The 17,260-nt window shown below is 65.1% G+C and carries 14 protein-coding genes and 1 pseudogene; 14 read left to right on the forward strand and 1 reads right to left on the reverse strand.

What is annotated here, in order from left to right; all coding sequences use genetic code 11:
- The first annotated feature begins 25 nt into the window (after nucleotides 1-25).
- The 4 genes from ACVW17_RS37430 to ACVW17_RS37445 all read left to right on the forward strand — a co-directional run bounded on the left by ACVW17_RS37430 (nucleotide 26) and on the right by ACVW17_RS37445 (nucleotide 5,123).
- A complete protein-coding gene (locus ACVW17_RS37430) occupies nucleotides 26-397 on the forward strand; it encodes a DUF2946 family protein (protein ID WP_456749784.1) in 372 nt (123 codons plus the stop codon).
- Between the two features lie 146 nt (nucleotides 398-543).
- Nucleotides 544-2,817, forward strand: coding sequence for a TonB-dependent receptor (locus ACVW17_RS37435; RefSeq protein ID WP_456798856.1), 2,274 nt, complete (start codon nucleotides 544-546; stop codon nucleotides 2,815-2,817).
- A 405-nt stretch (nucleotides 2,818-3,222) separates the two neighbouring features.
- Nucleotides 3,223-3,360, forward strand: a complete 138-nt coding sequence (locus ACVW17_RS37440; RefSeq protein WP_456749786.1) for a hypothetical protein — start codon at nucleotides 3,223-3,225, stop codon at nucleotides 3,358-3,360.
- A gap of 827 nt (nucleotides 3,361-4,187) precedes the next feature.
- Nucleotides 4,188-5,123 carry a helix-turn-helix domain-containing protein gene (locus tag ACVW17_RS37445; RefSeq protein WP_456749787.1) on the forward strand — a complete coding sequence of 312 codons (936 nt, stop codon included), beginning with the start codon at nucleotides 4,188-4,190 and terminating at the stop codon, nucleotides 5,121-5,123.
- A 102-nt stretch (nucleotides 5,124-5,225) separates the two neighbouring features.
- Here the strand turns inward: ACVW17_RS37445 and ACVW17_RS37450 are convergent, their stop codons facing one another.
- Nucleotides 5,226-5,603 (reverse strand): carboxymuconolactone decarboxylase family protein, encoded by a 378-nt coding sequence (locus ACVW17_RS37450; RefSeq protein WP_456749788.1) that lies wholly within the window; start codon nucleotides 5,601-5,603, stop codon nucleotides 5,226-5,228.
- A 333-nt stretch (nucleotides 5,604-5,936) separates the two neighbouring features.
- On the opposite strand from ACVW17_RS37450, the gene ACVW17_RS37455 reads away from it, so the two are divergent.
- From ACVW17_RS37455 to ACVW17_RS37500, 10 genes and pseudogenes are all read left to right on the forward strand, one after another.
- The gene (locus tag ACVW17_RS37455; RefSeq protein WP_456798857.1) at nucleotides 5,937-7,181 is read left to right on the forward strand and encodes an acyl-CoA dehydrogenase family protein; all 1,245 of its coding nucleotides are present in this window, start codon (nucleotides 5,937-5,939) and stop codon (nucleotides 7,179-7,181) included.
- 26 nt (nucleotides 7,182-7,207) lie between these two features.
- Nucleotides 7,208-7,927: an SDR family NAD(P)-dependent oxidoreductase gene (locus ACVW17_RS37460; protein WP_456798858.1), complete on the forward strand. Its 720-nt coding sequence runs from the start codon at nucleotides 7,208-7,210 to the stop codon at nucleotides 7,925-7,927.
- 8 nt (nucleotides 7,928-7,935) lie between these two features.
- A complete protein-coding gene (locus ACVW17_RS37465) occupies nucleotides 7,936-8,253 on the forward strand; it encodes a DUF6894 family protein (RefSeq protein ID WP_456798859.1) in 318 nt (105 codons plus the stop codon).
- Between the two features lie 149 nt (nucleotides 8,254-8,402).
- Nucleotides 8,403-8,600 carry a hypothetical protein gene (locus ACVW17_RS37470; protein WP_456749792.1) on the forward strand — a complete coding sequence of 66 codons (198 nt, stop codon included), beginning with the start codon at nucleotides 8,403-8,405 and terminating at the stop codon, nucleotides 8,598-8,600.
- Between the two features lie 1,250 nt (nucleotides 8,601-9,850).
- Nucleotides 9,851-11,101 (forward strand): ABC transporter substrate-binding protein, encoded by a 1,251-nt coding sequence (locus ACVW17_RS37475; RefSeq protein ID WP_456749793.1) that lies wholly within the window; start codon nucleotides 9,851-9,853, stop codon nucleotides 11,099-11,101.
- A gap of 138 nt (nucleotides 11,102-11,239) precedes the next feature.
- The gene (locus ACVW17_RS37480) at nucleotides 11,240-12,058 is read left to right on the forward strand and encodes a helix-turn-helix transcriptional regulator (protein ID WP_456749794.1); all 819 of its coding nucleotides are present in this window, start codon (nucleotides 11,240-11,242) and stop codon (nucleotides 12,056-12,058) included.
- A 121-nt stretch (nucleotides 12,059-12,179) separates the two neighbouring features.
- Nucleotides 12,180-13,191, forward strand: a pseudogene (locus ACVW17_RS37485) (branched-chain amino acid ABC transporter permease).
- A gap of 1 nt (nucleotide 13,192) precedes the next feature.
- The gene (locus ACVW17_RS37490; protein WP_456798860.1) at nucleotides 13,193-14,278 is read left to right on the forward strand and encodes a branched-chain amino acid ABC transporter permease; all 1,086 of its coding nucleotides are present in this window, start codon (nucleotides 13,193-13,195) and stop codon (nucleotides 14,276-14,278) included.
- Nucleotides 14,271-15,053, forward strand: a complete 783-nt coding sequence (locus ACVW17_RS37495; RefSeq protein ID WP_456798861.1) for an ABC transporter ATP-binding protein — start codon at nucleotides 14,271-14,273, stop codon at nucleotides 15,051-15,053. The genes ACVW17_RS37490 and ACVW17_RS37495 overlap by 8 nt, the downstream gene beginning before the upstream one ends.
- Nucleotides 15,046-17,259, forward strand: coding sequence for a Tm-1-like ATP-binding domain-containing protein (locus ACVW17_RS37500; protein ID WP_456798862.1), 2,214 nt, complete (start codon nucleotides 15,046-15,048; stop codon nucleotides 17,257-17,259). The genes ACVW17_RS37495 and ACVW17_RS37500 overlap by 8 nt, the downstream gene beginning before the upstream one ends.
- Nucleotide 17,260 lies beyond the last annotated feature (1 nt).

Consider the following 17,260-nt stretch of genomic DNA (forward strand, 5'->3'; position numbering starts at 1 on the left):
CTCCCGACGCGGGAATGGCGTCGACATGAAGTGGTTTCGTTCGAACATCAGGCATGGGGCTCGGCTCGCGCTGCTGGCGCTGTCGATCCAGTTCGTGCTGTCGTTCGGGCATTTCCACGCCATTGCAGCGGCGCTGGCGCCGACGTCGTTCGCGGCGCATGTCGAGCGCGCCTCGCGCAACGCACCAGCTTCGAATCCGGATTCCGACCAGGCCGCGGATCTTTGCGCGATCTGCGCCGTCGTGGCGATGGTCAATTCGGCCGTACCGGCACCGGCATTGCCGCCGCTGCAACTGCCGAATGCTGCCGGTCTGCTCTGTTGGCAGATCGACAATTATGCGGCCCCGGTCGAGATCGGCCGGCACCACTATCAGCCGCGCGCGCCTCCGGTCGCCTGAATTCCCCGCACGACTGAACGTCGAACGCGGCCATGGATCGGCTGGCGTTTGATCAATCGGAATTGGGCCGTCGTAAAGCGACGGCGGGCTCGACCGCGTCCTGTTCGGACGGATCGGATCGCGGCCTCATGAGATCGGGAACCAATATGTCAGGCACTATCCGACGACACGCGGCCGCCGGTGCGGCTTCGCTGATCGCCTGCGGGATCAATGGCACCGCATTCGCGCAGACGACGGCGCCGACCACCACCCTGCCCGACATCACGGTGACGGCGCCGCAGCACCACAACGCGCCATCAGGGCCAAAAAAGCCGAACACCCGCGTAGCTGCCGGCGGCGGCCACCGCGCGCGACGAGCCGGCACGGTCTCGGCGACGCCGGAATCTCCAGAGCAGACCCAGGCGCAGGCCATCGCAGGCCAGAACGAACGGCTCGACCAGGCGCGCGCCGCGCTGCTCGCGCCGACCGGCGCCGGCAGCTATCAGATGAGCCAGCAGTTCCTTCAGTCACTGCCGCAGGGCACCAACACCACGCTCGACAAGGCGCTGCTGCAGGCGCCGGGCGTATCGCAGGATTCGGCCGCCAGCGGCGAACTGCATGTCCGCAACGAGCACGCCAACCTGCAATACCGCATCAACGGAATCATGCTGCCGGACGGCGTCGGCGCCTTCGGCCAGATCATCGACACCGGGATCGTCGGCAGCATGGCGCTCATCACCGGCGCGCTGCCCGCGCAATACGGCCTGCGCACCGCCGGCGTGCTCGACATCCAGACCAAGACCGACGCCTTCAACAATTCCGGCAGCGTGAGCGTCTATGGCGGCAGCCACGGCAATTTCACCACCAGCGTCGACTATGGCGGCACGGTCGGACAGACGCAGTACTACGTCTCCGGCCGCTATTTCGGCAGCGACGTCGGCATCGAGAACCCGACGCCGGCCTACAGCGCCATCCACGACCGCACCGATCAGGAGAAAGGCTTTGCCTATGTCTCGACCGCGATCGACTCGACCAGCCGGCTGACCTATATCGGCGGCGTCTCCAACGGCAACTATCAGATCCCCAACAATCCCGGGCAGCCGCCGGCCTTCACCGCCTACGGCGTCTCCAACTTCGATTCCGCACTGCTCAACGAGCGGCAGCGGGAGTTCAACCAGTTCAACGTCGTGGCCTATCAAAAATCCGGCGACGGCTTCGACTACCAGGTCGCCTATTTCAACCGCTACAGCCAGCTGCACTTCATGCCCGACCCGGTCGGCGACCTCGTCTTCAACGGCGTCGCCTCCGACGTCTATCGCCAGAGCTTCGTCAACGGCATCCAGGAGGACACGTCCTACCGGCTCGGCTTCGCGCACACGCTGAAATTCGGCATGTCGTTCAGCGCCGAACGCACGCTGGTCAACAACGGCTCGACCGTGCTGCCGCTCGACGATTCCGGCAATCCGATCGATGCGCCGCTCTCGGTGTTCGATTCCAGCGCCAAGACCGGATACCTGTTCTCCACCTACATCGCCGACGAGTGGAAGATCACCAACCAGCTGACGCTCAACGCGGGCCTGCGCTTCGACCAGATGTGGCAATATGTCGATGCCAACCAGCTGAGCCCCAGGATCAGCCTGACCTGGAAGCCTTTCGATGGCACAACCTTCCATGCCGGCTATGCGCGCAACTTCACGCCGCCCGAGCAGGTGCTGGCGGCGCCGACCAACCTCGCGCTGGTGCAGAACACCACGGCGCAACCGGGCGTCACCGCCAATGATCCGGTGCTACCGGAGCGCTCGCACGTGTTCGACATCGGCGTCACGCAAAAAGTTGCTGCGATCCCCGGCCTCGAGGTCGGCATGGACGCCTATTACAAGATCGCGACCGACCTGCTCGACGACGGTCAGTTCGGCCAGGCCTATGTCCTGACCGCCTTCAACTATGCCAAGGGCACCAATGAAGGCGTCGAGCTGAAAGCGCGCTACGACCACGACAATCTGCATCTCTACGGCAATGTCGCAATCGCACGGCAAGTCGCCACCCAGGTCGTGTCGAACCAATATCTGTTCGATCCGGACGAGCTCGCCTATATCGCCAACAATTACGTCAACACCGACCACGCCCAGACGCTGACCGCATCGGTCGGCGGCTGGTATCAATGGCACGACACCAAGTTCAGCGCCTCGATGATCTACGGCTCGGGCCTGCGCGACGGCTTCGCCAACACCGGCACGGTGCCGGCCTATACGCAGGTCAATCTCGGCGTCTCGCACGACTTCACCATCGTCGCGCCGAACAAGCCGACCACGCTGCGCTTCGACGTCGTCAATCTGTTCGACACCGTCTACCAGATCCGCGACGGCTCCGGCATCGGCGTGTTCGCCCCGCAATACGGCCCGCGCCGCGGCTTCTACGCCGGCATCACGCAGAAGTTCTAGCCTTACTGCGTCATAATCCTGCCTCCGCCGTCATTGCGAGGAGCTCGCGACAAAATTGCAAAGCAATTTTGCGCTGAAGCGACGAAGCAATCCATCCAACCGCGTTTGCGGGCCGATGGATTGCTTCGCGGAGCCTGTCATCGGGCGCGCATTCGCGCGACCCGTTGGCTCGCAATGACGGCCAGATTCGTTCACGGCCTCTCGGGATCGGCCGAAACAGCGCTTGTGACGCAGTAGGACTAGTAAGGCCTGCTGTCTGGATGCGGAGCATTGAGAGTATTGCTCCGAGAGCAATATTTACCATTGTACCGAGCCTTGCACCGCACCATATCTAGCTCATCGAACGCATTGCACCGGGCCAAATATCAAGCCGAGCCCGGTGCAAGACGAATGGAGACAACTGAAATGGAGTTCAATTACCTCGATACGTTCCTGGCATTCCTCGGAATGACCATCGGACTGGTCTCGGTGGCACCCCGCCTGTTCTTTCAGCCCAAGGTCGAGCGCAAGCGCGCAACGAGGACAATCCCGACCCGCCGCTAACAGCGAGCGATGATGCGCCGCGGCTCCTGCGCCGGCATCATGCAGAGGTTCTGGGGCGTGTACTCATAAATCCGTTTCCCGCGTGCGCGGGGGGATCGCGAGGTCCGGATCAAAAGCCGACAGCGCCAGGCTCGGGGGCGCGGGTCCGCTTTGCCCATAGAAAGCTGACATCCCGGTTTGAGTACGCGCCCTCGCTTGCAGCGAGCAGTTTCTCTTTCAGCAGCGCGGTGAGCCAATCGGCAAACACTTGCGGCCGCCGCGACAAATGCTGGCAGTGCGGACAGAGCTGCCGAGAAGCATCCTGCGGCCATCCTTCGAGACGCCCGCCTCTGGCGGGCTCCTCACAGGGTGACGGAATTGGCTTGCTCAGCGTCATCACCCGCGCATGCGGGTGATCCAGTATTCCAGAGACGGCTGTGCTTGAGCCGATAAGTCGCGGCGTACTGGGTCGCCCGGTCGAGCCGGGCGACGACAACAGTGGATGAGGACAAAGCTTCACATCCTCTCAGGACGACGGCTTGTTTTGCTGCACAATAGTAGACCCTCATGGTGAGGAGCGCCGCTTGCGGCGCGTCTCGAACCACGAGGCCAAGTTACCTCCGCAGCCGCCGAAGGGTCATATGCGATTGCCCTAGTTGTGGATGCGCGGCCGGCCAGACCATCCCGGTCAACGGCGGCTACACCACGAAGTGACGTCGCCGTTCCCGGCATGCACGCGCCATTCATTGCAGGGGGATCAGACCACCGGCGGCATTTGACCGCCGGTTTGGCCGGCGATATCTTTCGCCGGCTGGGCCCTTCGCAGTGACGATCTGTTCGAGGCGCACATGGAATGGTCGACCAGGCCGGTCCGTCCGGATCAGCCCTTCGGCAGCTGGGCAGACGACCTCGCGGCCGCCTTCGTGCGACTGGAGCCGCGCAGGATTGCCGAAGAATCCTTTGCGGGCGCGATCTGCAAGGTCGATGCCGCGCCGCTGCAGATATCGCGGGTCACGGCGAGCGGACACATCGTGCACCGGCTCGCCTCGCATATCGCTGCGAGCAGCGACGACGTCTGCTTCGTCAACCTCCAGCTCGAAGGCCTGGGGCGCACCTCGCAGCGCGGCCATGAGCAGATCTCTGCCCCCGGCGATCTTGCGGTTGCCGATACGACGCAGCCGTTCGAGATCGCGCACCGGTATCACTTCGAGCTGTTCTGCTTTGCGGTGCCGCGGCGCCTGTTGCCGGAGGCGCTGTTCGATCGCCCCCGGCTCGGCCTGTCCGCGACCGAAACCGGCCGCGCGCTGTCGCGGACGCTGGCGAGCTATGCCGAGCTCTGCCTGAGCGGCCGCCAACCCGCGACAACCTCGGCGATGCTCGGCACGCACATCGCCGAGCTGATCGCGCACGCCCCCGATATCCTCGCCGATCTATCGGCCGAGCGCGTGCATGTGCCGGTGCTGCTGTCTGTCATGCTCGACCATATCGCCCGCCACAGCGACGACCCCGAGCTCGGCGCACTCGCGCTGGCGAGAAAATTCCGCTGCTCCGAGCGCTACGTGCATCGCCTGTTTGCAGCCACCGGCCGCTCCGTCGGCGAACACGTCAACGAGCAGCGGATCGCCGCCTGCACGCGTGCCCTGCTCGACCGCAGCTCTGCCCGCAAGACCATTGCCGAGATCGCCTTTGCCGCAGGCTTCCGCGACATCTCGCATTTCAACCGGCTGTTCAAGCGCTGCAACGGCCTCGCGCCGCGCGAATTCCGCCGCGCCGCCGCGCACTGAAGCGCGACGAACGTACTCGATGCATCGCCGCGCGCATCCGAAATTTTGATGCGAATCTCGCGACCTGGAAGGCTCGTAGGTTCACTCCCTACAGCACCAAGCCTATTTCCGCGAAGACCACTCGCGGCCGCCGTCCGAGCCATTCAGCATCGTGCTGTTGAAACGGACGAGCGCGGCGGTCGCAATGGCCTCCTTGATTTGGTCATCGGTCGCACCAGCGGCTTTTGCCGCTTTGGTGTGACCGTTGACGCAATATTCACACGGAATCTGTGCCGCCACAGCGAGGCCAATGAGGTGCTTGGTTTTCCCATCCAAGGCACCGGTTGGATTCATCACGGCCTGCTGTTCGTCCCAGTGCGCCTTGAATGCCTGGTCAGGAAGTGTCTGCTTCATCCATTCGGGCGCCTCCTGAGCACTGGCACCCGGTGCCGCCAAAGCCAACGACAGCGCCAAACCTGCGCTCGCAAATAGAGCTCTCATGGCCAATCTCCCTAAAATAAAGCTGCGTCAGACCAGAAAAAGCGAGGCCTGCTGAAAGGCTGCCGATGCCTGCCGACGGCATGCGCGCTACCGGTTCGTCCAAACGGGGCTTCGGCACTCTCGTCTCGGTAGCTCGCCGCAAAATTACGCGACATCCCTGGCTATGGAAAGACGTCTGTTCCGACAGGCACCAACCGATCCGTGTTGCCGCGCAGCAGCTCTGCCACATCACTCCGGTTCACTCCGCGCCAAGAAATCTGGCGCTGCGGTCCAAGATTTCCCGACCTCACCACGATAGCCATTGCCCAAGTTGCCGACACGGAGGGCATTGGCATGGCGATCGATTTCACGCTCACGGCGCAGCAGCGCGAGCTGCAACTCACCTCCCGCAAATTCGCCCGGGAGGTGCTGGCCGAGGCCAGGTCGGCCGAGTTGCTGGCAACGCCGGAGCAGCGGTTTCTCGCGACCAAACCGACCTACGAGGCGATGGTGGCGGCCGGCTATTTGCGCAAGTGCATTCCGGCGCCGGCCGGCGGCGACAATGCCGGCATGATTGACATGGCGATCCTCGCCGAAGAATTCTACAGCGTGAACCCGAGCGTGACGCTCACCATGCTCGGCAGCGTGCTCGGCCTGCTGCCGCTGCTGCTCGGCGGCACGCCGGAGCAATCCCAGCGGCTGCTGGCCCCGTTCCTGAAGACCAGCGGCGCGCCGCTGGCCGCATTCTGCTCCAGCGAGCCCGGCGGCAGCGCCAACGCCGCCTCGCCGCCGCCCGGCGAGGGCGTCCGCACCACGGCGCGGCGCGAGGGCGCCAACTGGCTGATCAACGGCCGCAAGAAATGGGTGTCCTCGGCCACCGGCTGGAATCGCGAGGGCGCCGATCTCTTGACCATCGTGTGCCGGACCGATCCGGCAGCCGCGCCGGACGCCGCGATCTCGATCATTGCCGTGCAGGGACCGGTGAGCGGGCTGGTGTTCGAACGCGCGATCGACAGTATCGGGCATCGGGCGCATCTGGTCCCGCAGTTCGGGCTCAACAATGTCACGACGCCGCAGCACAATCTGCTCGGCCAGCAGGGTGCAGGTCTCGCGCTGACCGCAGCCGCGTTCACCGGCACCGCGGCGCTGGTCGGGATCTTCGGCGTCGCGCTGATGCGCGCGGCCTTTTCGTTTGCACTTGATTTTGCCCGCAGCGAAAAGCGCGGCGGCGTTCACCCGATCATCGAGCATCAGGCGGTCGGATACGCGCTCGCCGATGCCAAGACCACGATCGAGGCGGCGCGCACGCTCAGCTGGCGCGCCTGCCATGCTCTCGACACCCAGTCGCCGGCCGCAGAGGAGCTGTCGGTGCAGGCCAAGATCTTCGGCTCGGAGTCCGCCGTGCGTGTCATCACCGAGCTGATGCGGGTGGTCGGCATCGACAGCTATGACCACGAAGCCCCGTTCGGCCGCCTGCTCCAGGACGCGCTGGCGCTGCCGATCTTCGACGGCGGCAATCTCGGCATCCGCCGCCGGCAACTGCATACGATGTTCAGGAACAACGACTACAGCCCGCTCGCGGCGAGCGGCGCGGCGTAGCCTGAAACTTTGGAGGGAGTGCGATCATGAGCACGGAGCGCAAAGTCGCGGTCATCACCGGTGCATCGCAGGGGATCGGCGCGGGTCTGGTACAAGCCTTCAGGGATCGAGGCTGCCGGGTCGTCGCAACATCGCGCTCGATCAAGCCGGGCACCGATGCGGATCTCGTTGCCGTGCCAGGCGACGTCGGCGCACCCCAGACCGCGGAGCAGGTGTTCAGAGTGGCGCTGGATCGTTTCGGCCGCGTCGACACGCTGGTCAACAACGCCGGCATCTTCCTGGCCAAGCCGTTCACGGCCTACTCGCAGGACGACTACGCCGGGTACATCTCGACCAACATGACCGGCTTCTTCCACATGACCCAGCGTGCGCTGGAGCTGATGAGCAAGCAGGGCCACGGCCATGTCGTCACGATCACGACAAGCCTGGTCGACCAGCCGATGAGCAGTGTGCCGGCCGCCCTCGCCTCCCTCACCAAGGGCGGTTTGAACGCTGCGACCCGCGCGCTCGCCATCGAATATGCAAGCAGCGGCATTCGCGTCAACGCGGTGTCGCCCGGGATCATCAAGACCCCGATGCACCCGAGCGAGGCGCATCCGGCGCTGGCCGCGCTGCACCCGGTCGGCCGCATGGGCGAGATATCCGACGTCGTCGACGCGGTGCTTTATCTCGACGGCGCGGGGTTCGTCACCGGCGAAGTGCTGCACGTCGACGGCGGTCAGGCGGCCGGCCACCACATGCCGTAGCGGCGGCGATGTCGGCGCGACGTCTCGGCACCAGCCTGACTTCGATTGGAACGGTACGCGACATCACCTGTTTATGGTTCATGCCCCGGTACTATTTCGATTTTCGAGACGATGAGGCAGCTTCCCTGGACCAGGAAGGGATAGACCTGCGCAACGTCATGGAGGCGCAGGAAGAGGCAGCGCTTGTCCTCGCCGATTTCGCAAGAGACACGCTGGCCGCTGTTGGCGCCAAATCGGACCGCGAGCTTTCAGTGAGCGTCAGAGACGAGCGTGGCACGATCTTCCGGGCGAAATGCGTCTTCGGGTACGATCGGTTCAGAAACTAACCGACGAGGAACCGTCGCGCTGTGTTCACTATTGGACATACCTTTCCATGGTGACCCGCCATAATGGTTCCATCACCGCACAACCCTGGCTTCTATCGGTGATGAGAACGCCGGTTGCGCTCCCGCCCACTCCACAGGGAGTTCAAAACATGAAACGACGGCGGTTTACGCAGACAGAATCCCTTCAGCAACGGCTCGCCGCGTTCGCCGAAGCGGCGCGCGCGGAAGCGGCGAAGCTCTCTCCCGGCGCAGAACGTGACGCGCTTCTGAAGAAGGCGCGGCGGGCCGATACGGCCTCGCATCTGGACGACTGGGCCGCGTCGAAAGGACTGCAAGCGCCTAAGTAGGCAAGCGCTGAAGTAGGCAAGCGCTGAAGTAAGCAAGCGCGAAGTAAGGCGCGCCCTCCTGGCGCTAGCCAGGCCCGAAGATAATGTAGAGCAGCGTCACGCCCACCACGGCCGTCCAACCGATCGATGCCGCAACGGCCCATACCTGCATCGGCATCGGACAGCCCTTCGCAATCAATGATGCAGCACGAAGAGGCCGCTGGCGCTGGTCAGCGACCTCTTGAACCTGGTCTCAAATGAACGTCTCTGCGATAAAAACAGCATCTCAGGTCCGCCATGATTAGACCGGGAATTTGCCAGGCTGTGAAGCGCGAACGGGCCCACCGATCGACGAAACTCTGGTGACGTTGCGAGTACGACACATATACCGCACGATCCCGTCTCTTCGTTTTTTCCGAATTTGTCTTGACAAGCCACCCAACTCAGATGTTCAATACACCCGTCTCACCCGATCGAGGGGCGCTGCGCATCGTCAGGAGTGTTGCGGTGAGATGCGGTGGCCGCTGCTTGCGCACTGACGACGTGCACAATGCGGCGGACGGCGAAGTCGTGCAGACCTGACGCCCTAGCGGCAGGTGTCTCCTAGCGGAACGCGCAAGCGTTCTCGCGAAGGACGGTGACAAACAAGCCCAGTCTCACCGGGGCGAGCACGTATAAGCCGTAAAACCATCGCGCAGGGAAAGCCGGGATGTTTCCGGTTACACCTGTGGTCCTACCTCCCGCGTTTTTTATTACGCGGGACCCATGGGTGCGATCGGCACCCGGCTTTCCCTGCGCCCTCTGATTGTAGAGCGGCGAAACGACGATCAAAGCTCGGGCAATCATGTCGCGAGAATGCGAAGCTGCGTCCTTATCCTCAACTGTCGTCGCCCGGCTCGCCGCCTCCGCTAAAGCTTCGGCGCGCCACGGACTGCTTGCCTCGTCGAAGCCTTGGCGTAGACGGGACCGGGCGATCCAGTACGCCGCGGCCCATCGGCTCAACAACAACTGCCCCTGAAATACTGGATCACCCGCTTTCGCGGGTGATGACACCGAACAAGACCGAACACGCCACCGCGACATTGCGCCGCGAACCGCGCTGCGGCGCAACAATCAAAATGAGACTGCCCGTTAAGCCACATGGCAGCGACGACATCCGCGCCGCGCCCGCCTTCGGCTAGCTTTGCCGCCAACAACCGGACGCCGATCGGCCTTCGCACCCCAAATGCAAGGCCAGGTGGATTCCGGCGACAACACAGAGGGAGGAAGCGATGTTGAAGGGCAGTTTGGGACTGATTGCGTTGAGCAGCCTGTTGCTTTCGGGCACGGCGTTCGCCCAGGAGAAGATCAAGGTCGGCGTCACCGCCACGCTCGAGGGCACCTATACGGTGCTCGGCGAGGACGGCATGCGCGGCTTCCAGACCGCGCTCAACGTGCTCGGCAAGAAGATCGGCGACAAGGAGCTCGACTTCGTCGTCGCCTCGACCGACGCGACGCCGGACTCCGCGGTGCGCGCGGTGCGCAAGCTGATCGAGCAGGACAAGGTGCAGATTCTGCTGTCGCCGCTGTCCGGCGACGAAGGCATCGCGGTGAAGAATTTTGCAAAAACCCACCCCGAACTGACCTTCGTCAACGCCGCCTCCGGCGCGCAGGAGACGACCTATGTCGATCCGGCGCCGAACTTCTTCCGCTACAACATGGACGGCGCGCAATGGCAGGTCGGCCTCGGCAAATACGCCTATGAGACCAAGGGCTATCGCAAGATCGCGACCGTCGGCGAGGACTACTCCTTCATCTACACCCAGGTGTTCGGCCTGGTGCTGGAGTTCTGCGCCGCCGGCGGCCAGGTTACCAACCGGCAATGGGTGCCGCTCGGCACCAAGGATTTTGCTTCCGTCATCGCGGCGCTGCCCGACGATGTCGATGCGATCTATCTCGGCCTCGGCGGCGCCGACGCCGTCAACTTCCTCAACCAGTATCAGCAGGCCGGCGGCAAGGCGCATCTGATGGGCGGCTCGATCATGATCGACCAGACCATCCTGTCGTCAAAGGGCAGCGCCAAGAACGCGCTGATCGGCACCATCGCCGCCAGCGGCCAGGCCGATACCTGGGAGGATCCGAACTGGCAGAAATTCGTGAAGGCCTACCAGGACTCGTTCCCGGAGAGCAAACGCTTCCCGAGCCCGTCGCTCCTCGCCACCAACTATTACGGCTCGACCATGGCGCTGATCCTGGCGCTGCGACAGGTCAATGGCGATCTCTCCAACAACCAGGCCAAGCTGAAGGACGCGCTGGCCAAGATCGAGATCGATGCGCCGAACGGCAAGATCAAGCTCGATGCCAACCGCCAAGCGATCGGCACCAATTTCGTCACCGAGGTGGTCGATGACGGCAAGGGCGCGCTGTTCTCCAAGGTCGTGAAGGTGATCCCGAACGTCAACCAGACGCTGGGCTACGATCCGGCCGTGTTCGCCAAGATCGGCCTGCCGAGCCGCACAGTTCCGGAGTGCAAGAAGTACTGACGTATTTGTTGCAGGTGCGAGCAAGCCAGCCGTGACCGGGGCGCGCGGTTGCATCGAGAGCCCTGCTCGCCCTTGCTTTCCGCGGGCGGATGATGAACGCTTGTCGAAAAGACAAGAACATCCCGCGGGAGGGGAGGCATGAGCAGGGCGCTTGCCGTCTTCCACGGCCGGTTCGGTCGCGCGACGGTCTATCAGTTGAACCGTCCCTTCAACGTGCATGCGCACCGCGAAGGGCACTTGATCTTTCATGTCGGCGGCACGCCGGCGCAGATCGACGTCGCCGAGCAGCGGCTGCTGCTCAAGGACGACACCGTGGTCGCGGTCAACCCGTGGGAACCGCACAATTTCCTGCCGACCGACATGGACCATGGCGCGATCTTCTTCGTGCTCTATGTCAATGCCGAATGGTTCGCGCCGCAGGGGGCGAACGCGCAGGCCATGCGGTTCGGCCGCACCTTCTTTCCGCGCACCGAGGCGCTCGACCGGCTGATCCGCCGCACCGCAGCGCTGGTGTGCGGCGCGCCATCGCTGCGCAGCCTGGATTGCGAGCTCAGGCAGCTGATCGATTCCTGCTACGAGGAGAGCTGGCAGGCGACCGAGGGCGCGCCCGCCGCGGCCGCGGTGACCGACTTCCGGGTCCGCAAATCGATCAAGCTGATGTCGGAAAGCCCGGGCGCCGAAATCGAGCTCGACGCGATCGCGCGCGAGGCGGGGCTGTCGCGGCCGCATTTCTATCGGCTGTTCCGGACGCAGACCGGCGTCACCCCTCACCTCTACATGAACACGCTGATCATGGAGCAGGCGCTGGATGCGCTGGTCGCGACCGAGGCGCCGATCGCCGATATCGGCTTCGATCTCGGCTTCTCCTCGCAGAGCGGCTTCACCCGCTTCTTCGCCGCCAATGTCGGCATGGCCCCGACCGACTATCGCCGCGCCGCCAAGGTGTTGCGGCCATGAAAGGAGTTCCAGACACACGATAAAAGATACTCTCGATCAAATCCGCAGCCTTCGCCCTCGATAGGATATCGGACACGCGGCCCGGCAGACGGTCGCGACCAGTTGAGGGAACGCGACGGAGATGGCCAGGTTCATCGAACGCCATCCGGCCTGGGCGCTGATCGTGATCATCGCGGTCGCGGTGCTCGCGTGGCTGGTGTTCGCGATCTGGCCGCCGGGGCTGGAAGCCGCGATCGGCCGCAAGCGCGTGTTCCTCAATGCCGTGCTGAACGGCATCACGCTCGGCGGGCTGTATTTCCTGGTCGCAAGCGGCTTCACGCTGATCTTCGGCCTGATGCGCAACGTCAACCTCGCGCACGGCTCGCTCTACCTGTTCGGCGGCTATATCGGCTATGCGGTCAGCACCTGGACCGGCTCCTGGATCCTCTCCTTCATCGTCGCCTTCATCGCGGTGGCGCTGGTCGGCGTGATCCTGCAGCTCGTCGTGTTCCGCCGCATGGAGGGCCAGGACCTCCGCGCAGACCATGGTGACGATCGGGCTCTCGATCGTGTTCGCCGACCTGATGCTGTGGGTGTTCGGCGGCGACTTCTACCAGGTCCAGACCCCGAGCTGGCTGATCGGCCCGGTACAACTGCCGCTGCTCACCGCGATCAAATCATCCGGCGAGCCGGTCTATCTGCAATACCCGCTGGTGCGGCTGGTGATCTTCCTGGCCTCCGTCGCGATCGGGATCGCGATGTGGCTGGCGCTGAATCGGACGCGGATCGGCATGATCGTGCGCGCCGGGGTCGACGACCGCGACATCCTGGCCGCGACCGGGGTGCGGATCCAGCTGGTGTTCGTGCTGGTGTTCGCGCTCGGCGCGGGGCTTGCCGGCATCGCCGGCGTCGTCGGCGGCACCTTCCAGTCGCTGTCGCCGGGCGAGGACACCCGCTTCCTGCTCGCCTCGCTCGTGGTCGTGATCGTCGGCGGCATGGGCTCGATCCCAGGCGCCGCGCTCGGCGCCGTCATCATCGGTCTCGCCGAGCAGCTCGGCTCGGTCTACATCCCGACCTACGCCATCGTCGTCACCTTCCTGATCATGGTGCTGGTGCTGGCGCTGCGGCCGCAGGGCCTGCTGGCGAGGCGATGAGATGTCGTTGCTGCAGAGCACCCAGTTCCGCCCCGATCCGTCCACCAGCACGCCCCGCCGCGCGCTGATCCGCGCCTGGCCGGAATTCCAGAACCCTGCGGCCTGGCTGGTGGCGCTGATCCTCGTGATCATGCCGCTGATCGCCAACGGCTTCTTCCTGATCGAGATCTTCGCCACCACGCTGATCCTCGGCATCATCGCGCTCAGCCTGATGTTCCTCGCCGGCTATGGCGGCATGGTCAGCCTGATGCAGCTCACCATCGCGGGCTTCGCCGGCTACATGGTCGCGGTGTTCGGCGTCAGCGGCAACGCCAATATCAGCCTGGGTTGGCCGTGGTGGCTGGCAACGCCGATGGCGCTGGCGCTGGCGACGCTGTTCGGCACGCTCGGCGGCGCGCTCGCGGTGCGCACCGAGGGCATCTACACCATCATGATCACGCTGGCGATCGGCGCGGCGTTCTACTACTTCACCAACCAGAACTGGGCGATCTTCAACGGCCACACCGGCATCAACACCGTCGCAACGCCGCAGTTCTGGGGCGTCGACTGGCGCGGCGACATCGCCTTCTACTATGTGACGCTCGGCGTCGCCGCGATCTGCTATTTCGCCGTCCAGTATGTCTCGCGCGCGCCGTTCGGCCTCGCGCTGCAGGGCGTGCGCGACAATTCCCGCCGCATGGCTGCACTCGGCTTCAATCCCAATGCGCACCGCGTCGCGGCCTACGCCTTCGCCGCCTTCATCGCCGCGCTCGGTGGCGTGCTGCAGGTCTGGAACTACCGCCAGATCTCGCCCGGCTCGGTCAGCGTCGGCGCCTGCATCGACGTGCTGATCATCGCCGTGGTCGGCGGCATCACGCGACCGATCGGCCCGTTCATCGGCGCGCTGATCTTCGTCCTGCTGCGCACCTTCGCGCTCGACGTGCTGATCAAGTTCGGGCTCGACGGCAACCGCTTCCGCCTCTTGATCGGGCTTGGCTTCCTCGCCATCGTGTTCTGGTCGTCCGACGGCGTGATCGGGCTGTGGGAACGCTGGCGGCGGCGCCACGCATCCTCGACGCAACGTTCGGGCGGAGGCCGCCATGGATAGTGTCGCGCAGCGGCTGTCCGTGGTCGGCGCCGGTGCCGCGCTGGAGCTGCGCGGCGTGACCCGGCTGTTCGGCGCGTTGGCGGCGTTGACCGATATCACCATCACCGTGCGCCCCGGCGAACGCCGCGCGGTGCTCGGCTCGAACGGTGCCGGCAAGACCACACTGTTCAACTGCATCACCGGCGACTTCCCGCCCTCCTCCGGCACCATCCGCTTCTTCGGCGAGGACATCACCCAGTTCCCGCCCTATGAGCGCATCCGCCGCGGCTTGCGCCGCACCTACCAGATCTCGGCGCTGTTCCCCGGCCTCACCGTGCAGGACAACGTCTACCTCGCCTGCCGCGGCGTCTCGCGCGGACGGTTTTCGTTGCTGCGGCCGGGACAGAACGACGCGCTGATGCACGCGACCGAAACGCTGGTGCAGGCCGTGCACCTCTCTGGTGTGAAGGACCAGCGCGTCGCCGAGCTCGCGCACGGCCAGCAGCGCCAGCTCGAGATCGCGCTGGCGCTGGCCGGCGCGCCGCGCTTCATCCTGTTCGACGAACCCGCCGCGGGACTGTCGCCGACCGAGCGGCGCGAGCTGATCGATATCCTGACCTCGCTGCCCGCGCATATCGGCTACATCATCATCGAACACGATATGGACGTCGCGCTGCGCGTCGTCGAGAGCGTGACGATGATGCACAACGGCCGCATCTTCAAGGAAGGCCTGCCGCGCGAGATCGAATCCGATCCCGAGGTGCAGGAGCTTTATCTCGGAGGCGGCCATGAATGACCGCCGCGCCGCACCCGCCCTCGAGGTCAAGGGTCTCGACGTCTACTACGGCCATTCCCACGCGCTGCAGGGCGTCGATCTCACGCTGGACTCCGGCGTGTTCTCGGTGGTCGGCCGCAACGGCATGGGCAAGACCACGCTGTGCAAGGCCATCATGGGGCTGGTGCGCGCCAGTGGCGGCTCGATCCGGATCCGCGGCGAGGAGGTCACGCGGCTGAATCCGGCGCGGATCGCCCGGCTCGGCGTCGGCTACGTGCCGCAAGGCCGCCGGCTGTGGCGATCGCTGACGGTCGACGAACATCTTGCGCTGGCCGGCGGCCTGCGCCGGGGTGCCTGGACCATCGAGCGCATCTACGACACCTTCCCGCGCCTTGCCGAGCGCAAGACCAACGGCGGCAATCAGCTCTCCGGCGGCGAGCAGCAGATGCTGGCGATCTCCCGCGCATTGCTGACCAATCCGCAGCTCCTGATCATGGACGAGCCGACCGAGGGTCTTGCGCCCGTGATCGTCGCCCAGGTCGAGGAGATGCTGCTGCGCCTCGGCGACGAAGGCGACATCTCCGTTCTGGTCATCGAGCAGAACATCGGCGTCGCGACGGCGGTGTCGCGCAACGTCGCCATCATGGTCAATGGCCGCATCAATCGCATCATCGACTCCGCGCGTCTTGCGACCGACCGCGAGTTGCAGCAGCGGTTGCTCGGCGTCGGTACCCATGGCTCGGATGAGACCGATGCCAAGGCGACGCCGGCGAAAGCCGAAGCCGCCGGTGCGCCGCCGCAGCCGGAACGCAAGGGGCCGGTCCGAGTCTACGTCTCCAATCCCGTGCTGCCGACGCGCTGGTCGCAGCCGGTGCCGATCGCCCGCATCGAGGCCGCCGCGCGGACGCAGTCCGCCGGAGTGACACGGCTTGAAGAGGCCACCCGCACCCGGCGCGAACCCGCGACGTCGAAAGCATCGGGGCCGCCCGTCGTGCTGGTCGTCGGCACGCTCGACACCAAGAGTGCGGAGCTGCGTTTCATCCGCGACATCATTGCCGGCAGCGGTCTGCGCACCCGGCTGGTCGACGTCTCGACCAGCGGCAAGGCGGCGAGCTGCGACGTCACCGCGCAGGAGATCGCGCTGAACCATGGCCGCGGTGGCGCTGGTGTGTTCGGCACCGATCGCGGCGCTTCGGTCACGGCGATGGCGGACGCGTTCGAGCGCTGGCTGCGCCGTCAGGGCAATATCGCCGGCATCATCGCCGCCGGCGGCTCCGGCGGCGCGTCGCTGGTCGCGCCGGGCATGCGCGCGCTTCCGGTCGGCGTGCCGAAACTCATCATCTCCTCGGTCGCATCAGGCGACGTCGGTCCCTATGTCGGCCCTGCCGACATCACCATGATGTATTCTGTGACCGACGTGCAAGGCCTCAACTCGATCTCGCGCACGGTGCTCGGTAACGGCGCCCATGCGCTGGTCGGCATGGTCAGGGCGCGGCTCGACGAACAGACGAGCAAGCAACGTGACACAGGCACGCAGCTTCCCTCCATCGGCATCACCATGTTCGGCGTCACCACGCCGGCGGTGCAGAAGATCGCGGCCGAGCTGCGCGAGGATTTCGAGTGCCTCGTGTTCCACGCCACCGGTGTCGGCGGCCGCTCGATGGAGAAGCTGGTCGAGTCCGGCCAGCTCGCCGGCGTCATCGATCTCACTACGACCGAGGTCTGCGACCTGCTGATGGGCGGCGTGTTCCCGGCGACCGAGGATCGCTTCGGCGCCATCATCCGCAGCCGCGTGCCCTATGTCGGCTCGGTCGGCGCGCTGGACATGGTCAACTTCGGCGCGCCCGAGACGATCCCGGAGCGCTACCGGCAGCGCAAATTCCATGTCCACAATCCGCAGGTCACGTTGATGCGGACCACGCCGGAAGAGAACGAGCGCATCGGCCGCTGGATCGGCGAGCGGCTCAACCAGATGGACGGACCGGTGCGCTTCTTCCTGTCCGAGGGCGGCGTCTCGGCGCTCGATGCGCCGGGCCAGCCGTTCTGGGACCCGGACGCGGACGCTGCGCTGTTCCACGCGCTGGAGCGCACCGTGCGCCAGACCGGCAACCGGCAGATCATCCGCGTCAAGCGCAACATCAACGATCCCGAGTTCACCGCCGCCGTCGTCAGCGCATTTCGTCCGCTGCTCGGACGCGCCGGTGGTCGGCGGAGAGTGGCGAGGTGAC

The sequence above is a fragment of the Bradyrhizobium sp. USDA 4473 genome, from assembly GCF_054063335.1.